The following is a 9,515-nucleotide window of genomic DNA, read 5'->3' as shown; positions in this document are numbered from 1 at the left end:
AGCCGGGTACTCCGTAACCAATCCTGACAGGCAGTTGCCGTGTCATTTTTCGAAAACTGTTTTACGGATACCCAGCAAGTGGGAACTTCCTGTTTTTCGTTGTTTGCATGATGAGCCTGCTCTGCCTGCCATAGGCAAGCTCGCGTTTGCGCAGCGCAGCGAAGCAATGAAAGCCCCAGTGGGGCTTTTAAGCGACCGAACGGTCTTGCGTTAGCAAGATGGAGGGGCCTCCGCCCCGACAAGTGACCGCTGGCCTTCCGCGCTGTTCCAGCAGACAAGGATGGCCGGGTAGAATGCCCGCGCCAGACGGTCAATGACTTCATCGGGATAAGGGGAAGTGTTTGTGGACTTTTTCTTTTTGTTCAAACGCACGCTCCTTTGATCGTCCCACCGTGGCAAATTCGGGCGGGAAAATCAGGATTCCATTTTATATCAGGCGCAAGGGCGCGGAAGCTTTCCGCCATGCACTTGCGGCTGGTGGCTCATTGATGGCTTAAAGCAAAAAGCTCTAGGCTTAACCCCTCTTCTTTGCGGATCTTTCTGATCCGCTCTCCAACAAGGGATGCTAGTTCGGCTGGTTCAGATTCAGGCTGATTTTTCGCTTTTTTCACAGAGAACATCTCATTTGCGGGCAATCATCAGATGCCACGGAACGTAAAGGTGAACTCCACAGGCTTGGTTACATCAGGAATATACTCCGGGTGGACATTGGCACCCCAGCTGTCATCGCCGCCAACGCCCATCTGCTCGCCCATAGCACGGATGACCGTGTAATGGACCGGGGGCAGCTCGTAAGGATGCTTGGCACTCTCCATTTCATGGGGAGTGTAGGGTAGCGCAGAGAAGAACATGGGCTTTGCGGCATCCGCGGTAAACAGCAGCCCGCGACCCTTGCGGTCCACTACCTTTGCCCAGCGCACAGCGGTCTTTGCACCGCACTCCTGCGGCACAAGGTACTGTGCCATGTTGTCTGCGACCTTGTTCTGGTAAATGCCCAGCTTTGCACCATGCTGACGATCCCAGTAGGTCTCCGCAGGGCCGTTTCCGTACCACTCCACCGTGTCGTAGTCAGCGTCGATCTTGAACAGTACGCCGAACTCCGGCATTGCTGCAAGTCCTTCCACCGGGTCATAGTGCAGGGTGGTCTGGATGCGGCCATCACCGAACACACGGTACTGCAGGCTGCACTCTGCTGCGGGGCTGGTCTGGAGGTTATAGAGATAGGTCACGACAACGCTGTCGGCTTCCACCTCGCAGGTGGGGTTCTGGAGGATGGTGCCGCCATGAACAGACGGGATCTCCTTGCCGATGCCCTTGGCGGTAGCGTACAGGCTTGCCAGCTTCCACTGACCGCGAACGCCGCCCATGTTGTTGCCGCAGTCGTTGTCGGTGGGAGCGCGCCAGAAGTTGGGACGGGGAATCTCCTGAATCATCTCCCTGCCGGCATAGCGGTAGGAAGTCAGGCCGCCATTCAGATCGGAGAACAAAACATCGAAATTCTCACCACGGACACCGATGTTGTGTGTACCGTGCATAACGGTAAACGGCGTGACCTTCTTGCTGGGAATGGAACGAACCACAGCGATCACACCCTGTCCAAAGGCGACTTCATGACCTTTCTTTGCCCAGCTGGTGTCCTCCTTCAAACGGAAGCTGATGGACACTGCATATTCACCGGGAAGCGCAGGAACCATAAACGGCAGCGGGAAGCTGGAACGCTCTTCGGGAGCAACATCAATATTGGTCAGTTCCTGCTGCCGATACAACTTTCCATCACGATGCAGCAGTGCAACGCAGTCGAAAGCATCCGTAGAGGTGAACAGGTTCTTGTTCCAGACTTCAAAGCCAGAGTTGTCGATGGAAACGGCGATGTTCTGATAGCAGAACTTGACCTCCTGCATCTTGGGAGAAGGAGCACGGTCACCACCGTAGGCAATGCCGTTTCCGCTGAAATTATAGTCGGTAGGACGCTCACCGAAGTCGCCGCCGTAGGCTTGGAACCACTTGCCGTAGCGGTCTTTTTTCCAGATGGACTGGTCGATGTAATCCCAGATAAAGCCACCCTGATAGCCGCAGTCCTTCTGGTCGGCAAGTTCCGTGTACTTGTGCAAAGCACCGTTGGAGTTGCCCATAGCATGAGAGTATTCGCACTCGATATAAGGCCGCTTATCGCCCTGTGCCAGATACTCTTTAATGTCCTTGACCGTGCTGTACATATGGCTCTCGATGTCGGTGGTATCGAGGAAGCGGGGATCATTGACCACACCTTCGTAATGCACCAGACGGGTGTCATCAAAGCGGCGGACCATCTCTGCCATCTGGAGCAGGGTCTCACCGCCAAACGATTCGTTGCCCAGAGACCAGATCAGAACAGCAGGATGGTTTTTGTCACGCTGGTAAGTGGAATTCATGCGGTCAAACAAGACAGCTTTCCACTCCGGCTTATCATTGGGCAAAACGCCCTCGATGCCGCGAATGCCAGCCTGATGAATATCCCAGGTGCCATGGGATTCCAGATTGTTCTCTGCGATCAGATACAGACCATACTCGTCGCACAGGTCGTACAGTGCATCCTGATTCTGGTAATGGCTGGTACGGATGGCATTGATGTTGTTCTGCTTCATGGTGATGATATCACGAAGCAGTTCCTCATGGGTGTGTACGCCCACAGCACGACCCGTAATGGAGCTGAACTCATGACGGTTGGCACCCTTGAACACGATGCGCTTGCCGTTGAGCAGCATCCGATTGTTCTTCAACTCGAACTTGCGGAAACCGACTTTCTGCCCGGTCACCTCTGCCGGATGGCCTGCATCGTCCAGCAGCTCGATTTCCAGTTCATACAGAGCCGGGTCCTCTGCACTCCACAGGTAGGGGTTCTCCACCGCATGGCTGAACAGAGCAGAACCGCCGTTCAGTGCGATTTTTTCGGAGAACACTTCCAGTTCACTGCGGCGCAGGGTCAGACGGGCTGCGCCCTTACCCTCCACCTGCAATGCAACTTCCAGCGTGGAATGAGTAAAATCATCCCCGGCAAACAGCGTTTTGACGGATATATCTTCCAGATGCACGGTGGGGATGGCGTACAGCCATACGCTGCGGAAGATGCCGGAGAAGCGGAAGAAGTCCTGATCTTCGCACCAGCTGGAGGAAGTCCACTTGAACACCTGCACAGCAAGTTTGTTCACACCCAGCTGGAGATAGGGAGTCAGATCGAATGCGTGTGCGGAGAAGCTGTCCTCGGTGTAGCCCACATAAGACCCGTTCAGCCAAAGAGCCATGCCGCTTTCCACACCCTCGAACTCGATGTGGACGGGCTTGCCCTGCATGGATTCCGGCAGCTCGAAGTATTTTACATAGCTTGCCACCGGATTGAACCGCTGCGGGATCTCACCCGGCTGTACTTCTTCACGGCCATCCCACGGATACTGAATATTCGCGTACTGGGGAATGTCGTAGCCCTCCATCTGGATGTGTGCCGGAACATGAATGTCATCCCAGCCGCTGCAATCGTAATCTGTCTTTTCAAAGCCGGGGATGGCACTGGTGTAGTTTTTTGCGTAGGCGAATTTCCAGATACCGTCCAGCTTCATCGCCAAAGAAGAGGAGCCTGTCCGATATTCTTCGCGGGAAGCGTAAGTACGGAAACTTGCATGAGCATTCAGCACGTTTTCCTTGAAAAAGGTGGGGTCTTTTACTTTTGCAAAATCAAATGCAGCCATAGTATTTCCTCATTTACCTTTTATAATTTTATAATATTTCTCCAGCCTCCCCGGAGGAATCGCTGGATTCCTCCGGGGAACAGCAGATGAAGGAGAAATGATAATGACTTGTTATCAGACTGCTTCACGCAGTTTTTCATTTGCTTCTTCAACTTTCAGATGAGACAGAATGAAGGTGATAATGGCATCCAGAGCAAACGGGATCACCAGATACATGATTTTCAGCATATTGATGCAGGAATCCGGCTGAACGGTCAGAGCGCTGTCAAAATGGCTTGCTGCCAGCAGCCAGCCGGTGATGGCAGTACCCAGACCGCCGCCCAGCTTCACACCGAGAGAAGTGCAGGAGTACATCGTTCCGTCCACACGCTTGTGCTTCGTCAGCCAAGTGTACTCAGAGCAGGCTGCGATCACAGCGTTCATATCGCCCTGCCAAGGACCCTGACCAAGAGCTGCGATTGCAGTAAAGAGCAGCATCAAGGTCACATTGCCGCTGCCCATGTAACCAGCTACAGCAACCAGTGCACGAGAAATCGTTGCCAGAGTATAGCTCATTACATTCAGCTTATACATTCCATTCCACTTTGCAACCAAGGTCGGGGTGAACACCAGTGCGATGATCAGAGGAATGTTGATTGCCCAAGAGAATACACCGAACAGATTCTGGTTGCCAAGGATGTAGGTTGCATAGTAGGTGCCCATGCTGATCATGGCACCGTAGATCTGCTGCAAAATGTAGGTGACGCAAATCATCATATAATATTTGTTACCAGCAAGCAGCTTTGCAGCCTGAACCAGATTGTACTTTTCGTCCTGCTCGATTTCCTTTTTGTCGGTGGTATCCACCAATTCGCCTTCCGGCAGTTCCTTCACGGAGAAAACGGAGAGGGTGTTGACAAGCAGACCGATGATGGCGTAGATGATTGCAACAGTGCGCCAACCGGCAGCACCACCGCCCAATGCCGTAACAGCACCCAGCGTGATAGACTGGATGAGCAGGCTGGTGGCAAAGGCGAACATGAAACGCCAAGAACCCATCTCGACCTGTTCGGCACTGTTCTTCGTGACGAGAGCAGTCAGTGCAGAGTAAGCAATGTTGTTGGCAGTGTAGAATACAGCGTTCAGCAGAGTATATGCGATCAGGAACCATGCGTACTGTGCAAACTGTCCCAGATTGGTCGGGATGGCGAAAATTGCCACCAGCGTAATGGCACAGCCAATGTAGCCGTACAGCATCCAAGGACGGGCTTTGCCCATCTTAGAATGCGTTTTGTCAATCAAAGAACCAAAGAAAATGTCCGTCACACCGTCCAGCAGTTTGGAAACTGCAATCAGAGTGCCGACAATACCGGGGTTCAGGCCAACGGTGTTGGTCAGATAGATCATGACGAAGGAGGACAGGAATGCATACACCACGTTGCCTGCAATATCGCCTGAACCATAGCCGACTTTATTATACCACTTTAGATAACGTTTTTCAGTCATTGTGCTTTCTCCCATCTTGCTTGTTTTGTGTGGGCGCGACCAATCTGCTGCGCACTTCAGACTGGAATTCTCATTACGCAAGTTGCCCAAATCTCTTGCGTTCCGTCTGAAAATATTATAGAATCTAATGGAACGAAAAGATATAGACAAGATGGAACAGAATATGCACAAAATCAAAGAGTTTGTAATTTTTTGATAGAACATTTACCAAATCGCTGTAAAATCTCTGAAGATGAGGAGGACGCAGGGATGTATTTCAACTCAGGATATTTGAACAACTCCCGTTTGGATTTCAAAGACTACTCAAAGCCGCTGGTCGTAGGCAGCTGCGGCACTTATCGCTTGAAAAAACGCCCTAAGCTACCTACTTTTTGGGCAAAGGGTCGCAGAGACTATCAAATCCTCTATGTGGCATCTGGTAAAGCACACTTCTGGTTCGATGGTGTTGAGGAAGTGGTGACTTCTGGACACATGGTGCTTTATCAGCCGAAAGAAATCCAGAAGTATGTCTACTATGTAGAAGATCATCCAGAGGTGTTCTGGATTCACTTTACAGGATACGATGTCAAAAACATCCTGAACTATCACGGAATACCATTGGACAAGCACGTTTTTTACAGCGGCACACTGCCGGATTACAAAATGCTGTTCCGAAAGATCATCCGGGAACTGCAACAATGTGAATATGGCTATGAAGACTATATTGCTTCTCTCTTCAACATCATTCTGCTTTTAGTAAGCAGGCAACAGCAGGAAAGCGAGAAAACAACTACAAGCATCCCCGAAGAAATCGAAGCCGCCGTTGCCTACTTTAACGAGAATTATAATACAAAGGTCAGTGTAGACGATTACGCAGAATCGCTGCATATCAGTACGAACTGGTTTATCCGTAATTTTAAGCTGTACATGAAAATAAGCCCTGCACAATACATCCTGTCCCTTCGGATGGTAAATGCACAAAGCTTATTGGAGAACACCGAATACAATATTGGAGAAATTGCAGAGATCGTAGGGTATGATAACCCACTCTATTTTAGCCGGGTATTCAAGAAAGAGTATGGTGTCAGTCCGGCACAGTACCGAAAGAATCTGGAAAAATCTACTGAAAAATGAGAAAGATTCCTTATAAATAAGGAGAGTAGAACCATGCCGATAAAAAATGCGATCCACAGCCAACAAGTCTACGACTCAACGGATGAATCCATCATGGAGAGCAGGAACTTTGCATGGAACAGCTCCCGAATGGATACAGCGACCATTATGTGCCGGATGGCTTTGTACGAGATTAGAGTGTATACAAGGAGGTCTCTTTATGTTAGAGCATTTTTTCAAATCGCTAGTTGCAACAGTTTCTGACCCTTACCAATGCAATCGCATCACGGATGCGTTGGCGGCAGCTGGAATTAAATTCTATTGCAAATCCAAAGATGTCAATCGGCATAACACATTTGACCAAGCGAGAATTGGAACTCTCGGCATAAAACCGCAGTATGTCACAGAGGTGTTTGTGGACAAAGAAAATGCTGATATGGCTCTGCACATTATACATACCCTGTCATAAGCCCAGAGTTCCCCTGCGAACAAAAACATTCCAATATAAAAAGGACGCTGCCGCCTCTGGGTAAGAGGTTGCAGCGTCTTTTTGGCATCAGAGGGCGAATGGTCTGTCAGATTGGACGGCTCCCAATGAATGAGATTTTTAGCTTGCGTCTTTCTGTTCGTCAAGAATGCGCCAGCCGTCCATCAGGTCTGAATTTTCCATAATAAAGGTGTGGGCAGTATCCTGTCCCCACGAGTTGTCGTATTTCAGCATCAGATAATCGCTCAACTCGGTCCGATTTTTGAACTTCAACAAGCGATACGGCTCCTGAAAAGCGACCTTTTCGACAAAATATACCGCATCCGATGTGGGAAGCATAACACCGACATGACCGATCATAAGAGAATTGTCCGTTTCAGAGAACTGATCGTGCAGGACTACGGAGACGAGACGGATCTTATCATCGTCCACGAAGGAGAAACCGCGTTTCTTCCATTCCTGCTGAATCGTTTTCAAATGGGTAGGAATATCGGTCGTATTAGTGGTTTTAACCGGGGCGAACAGCGCATCAAACTTTTGCCGTTCGTCGCCGCAAAGGGATTCTGGATCAGAATCCAGTGTTTCATAGTCCATAAACAGGGTGTCCTCGGCTGAGTCAAGGTCTGCCTTGCCCGTGACAGTGATAAAATCACCAAACAGCCCACAAGCGGTAATCCGACAGTTCCAGCCGGGGAAGGTGTCATATTTTTCCGTCCATGCGTCCTGCATGGAGTAAGGATCGTATTTCAGATCCGAAGGCTTGGCATTTTCAAACCCTGTGGTGAGCCATGCCGGGTCTACAGCATTGTTGAACTTTTGCACATGATCAAAGAAGGTCTGTATCCGTAGGTCGGATACGCCGGCATCCTGCAAAAGCTTGGAAAGAAGAGCTTGTGTATCCGAATCTGCCAAATTGGAGTATTCAATTTGCTGAAGGACGGGCTGAGAGGTTTTTTGAGTGCAGCCCACTGCCAGAAACGCACTGCAAAAAAGTGCAGCGGTGCAAACAAGAAAAGTTCGACGTTTCAAAAATGGTCACCTCGTTGTGTTTTTCGGAAAGTTTCTTTGAGTGCCGGAGTCTCAACCATAAGCGAAGAGAGCAACGCCGTTGGTCTCGTAACGAATGGTATCACAGATAAACAAAGAAAATCAATGACTTCTGTCGTATTTGACCATATATAATGTTGAAGTATCCATATCCCATACGGCTAACGCCCATTTGGGGAAAGACAATGCGGCAGTTTTCTGAACGATTTTCTTCATGTCGGACACAACAGGAGTATACCCAAGTTGGAATAAGAATTTTCCGCTTTTTCTGAATGGAAGGTTCAAATCGCTTTCCAGATAGACGGAGGATACCAACTTGCGAAGCGCGGCACGGCGATTTCGGCCAACCTCGTTTCCGCCGCCTTGATGGAATCGCCCATGGCATGATAGCGTTCTGTCGCCGCCGTTGCTCGTTCCCGCAGTTCGTCGGCACTGCTGATCTTCTGCTCCTTGCCCTTCGCCGCCGTGTGCTTGCCACGCTTCACCTCGTAGCCCTGCTGTATCAGCTTTTGAAGAAAAACTTCAAAGTCCTTCGGCTGCTCTGCAAGGATGGTGTCGATGATCCCGCACAGGCGGTCACGGTTGCTTTCTCTCGGCGGATAAACGATCGAGTTGCGCCGAGCACACAAAGTAATCTCTCCAACCCTACAGCTCAGTTTCCACCGCAAGCTGCTCCTGCTTTTCTTTTTCGTCAGCGATTTGGACATCAACATCTTCGCGCATCTTTTTCAGAAGTGCAAGGACTCGCTTGATTTGATCCTTGGTGTTTTCCACCCTGCTCTGTGCCTGATTGATGTGATCCAGAACCGCCCAGTCTGCAAAGAGACCGTCAAAGAAGAAATCTGCAAATTTCAGAAAGCTGTCCACCGTAACCTGAAGGTCTGCGGTGATCTCAACATCGGCAAGCTCAGTTTTGAACCGCCGCAGTTCCACTTGAAGCTGTTCGATTTGTTTCTGTGCATCGTCCAGTTCCTCATACTTGGCAAGATCGGCCATCAAACCGCCGCCCATTACGTCCCATGTGCTCCAGCCCTCGGCATTGTCGAGGGTTTCCAGAACTTCATTGACCGTATGCAGGGCGGTCTTTCCGGCGTTGATAGCTTCCAGCAGCTCCCGTTTTTGGACTTTCAGCGCGGCAATACGGCTTTCGCTTTCCGCAACCTGCTGTGCGGCAGGGTGGGCAGATGCTTTGATACTTTTGATTTTTTCGGAAAGAGCAGCTTGATACTGCCTTTCGCAATCGGACAGCCGTGCCAGTCTATTTTGAATCTGATCCAAGTCGGCATCAACGGAAGAAAGGTCATGGAGAGCAGCATCGTACTTGACGCGGGCTGCATAGGCTTCCTGCCGTTCCTTGTCCAGCTTTTCATCCATTTTTCCGATCACCTGATAGAAAAATGCGGCAAGGCTGTGTCCCTCCAGACGGTCCACATCAGCCTGTTCCGCCAGCTTGGATTTTTCCAGCTTTTTCAGACGATCAGCAAGCGTATCTCTCTGGGCGGTCAGTTCTTTCTGTTTTGCTTCACAGCTTTTCTTTTCTGCGACCTGCTGCCAAAGTTCTTTCAACGTAGAATCACTCATATGGAATGTCCTTTCCCGGCATTGCGTTTCTTCGTTCAGAAGCTGGTTCAAAAAATGCTGCCGATTATTTACAAATGTTTTGGTGATAACGTAGCTGTCCG

The 9,515-nt window shown here is 50.1% G+C and carries 7 protein-coding genes and 1 pseudogene; 2 read left to right on the top strand and 6 right to left on the bottom strand.

Going from position 1 to position 9,515, the window contains the following annotated elements; translation table 11 throughout:
• Positions 1–482 precede the first annotated feature (482 nt).
• The 3 genes from WMO17_RS12835 to WMO17_RS12825 all read right to left on the bottom strand — a co-directional run bounded on the left by WMO17_RS12835 (position 483) and on the right by WMO17_RS12825 (position 5,207).
• Positions 483–611 carry a hypothetical protein gene (locus tag WMO17_RS12835; protein ID WP_291016697.1) on the bottom strand — a complete coding sequence of 43 codons (129 nt, stop codon included), beginning with the start codon at positions 609–611 and terminating at the stop codon, positions 483–485.
• A gap of 27 nt (positions 612–638) precedes the next feature.
• A complete protein-coding gene (lacZ, locus tag WMO17_RS12830; protein WP_349138291.1) occupies positions 639–3,722 on the bottom strand; it encodes a beta-galactosidase, LacZ type in 3,084 nt (1,027 codons plus the stop codon).
• Between the two features lie 114 nt (positions 3,723–3,836).
• A complete protein-coding gene (locus tag WMO17_RS12825; RefSeq protein ID WP_349138290.1) occupies positions 3,837–5,207 on the bottom strand; it encodes an MFS transporter in 1,371 nt (456 codons plus the stop codon).
• A gap of 249 nt (positions 5,208–5,456) precedes the next feature.
• Between WMO17_RS12825 and WMO17_RS12820 the strand changes: the two genes are divergently transcribed.
• Positions 5,457–6,320: a helix-turn-helix domain-containing protein gene (locus WMO17_RS12820; RefSeq protein WP_349138289.1), complete on the top strand. Its 864-nt coding sequence runs from the start codon at positions 5,457–5,459 to the stop codon at positions 6,318–6,320.
• Between the two features lie 199 nt (positions 6,321–6,519).
• Positions 6,520–6,768 (top strand): hypothetical protein, encoded by a 249-nt coding sequence (locus WMO17_RS12815; protein WP_005941557.1) that lies wholly within the window; start codon positions 6,520–6,522, stop codon positions 6,766–6,768.
• Between the two features lie 138 nt (positions 6,769–6,906).
• Here the strand turns inward: WMO17_RS12815 and WMO17_RS12810 are convergent, their stop codons facing one another.
• From WMO17_RS12810 to WMO17_RS12800, 3 genes and pseudogenes are all read right to left on the bottom strand, one after another.
• Positions 6,907–7,815, bottom strand: coding sequence for a DUF4300 family protein (locus tag WMO17_RS12810; protein ID WP_349138288.1), 909 nt, complete (start codon positions 7,813–7,815; stop codon positions 6,907–6,909).
• Between the two features lie 347 nt (positions 7,816–8,162).
• Positions 8,163–8,453, bottom strand: a pseudogene (locus WMO17_RS12805) (hypothetical protein); the annotation flags it as partial.
• A 25-nt stretch (positions 8,454–8,478) separates the two neighbouring features.
• Positions 8,479–9,515, bottom strand: a 1,037-nt coding sequence (locus WMO17_RS12800) for an HlyD family secretion protein (protein ID WP_349138287.1), incomplete at its 5' end; no start/stop codon positions are given.

It is taken from the genome of Faecalibacterium faecis, from assembly GCF_040096475.1.
GTDB classification, from domain to species: Bacteria; Bacillota; Clostridia; order Oscillospirales; family Ruminococcaceae; genus Faecalibacterium; species Faecalibacterium taiwanense.
Note: the sequence above shows the minus strand (reverse complement) of the source record. Positions and strands in the feature narration are given on the sequence as shown.

Excerpts from the sequence above, each read along its gene's own strand:
- WMO17_RS12825 (WP_349138290.1), bottom strand. The coding sequence starts at position 5,207 with ATGACTGAAAAACGTTATCTAAAGTGGTATAATAAAGTCGGCTATGGT.
- lacZ (WP_349138291.1), bottom strand. The coding sequence starts at position 3,722 with ATGGCTGCATTTGATTTTGCAAAAGTAAAAGACCCCACCTTTTTCAAG.
- WMO17_RS12815 (WP_005941557.1), top strand. The coding sequence starts at position 6,520 with ATGTTAGAGCATTTTTTCAAATCGCTAGTTGCAACAGTTTCTGACCCT.
- WMO17_RS12820 (WP_349138289.1), top strand. The coding sequence starts at position 5,457 with ATGTATTTCAACTCAGGATATTTGAACAACTCCCGTTTGGATTTCAAA.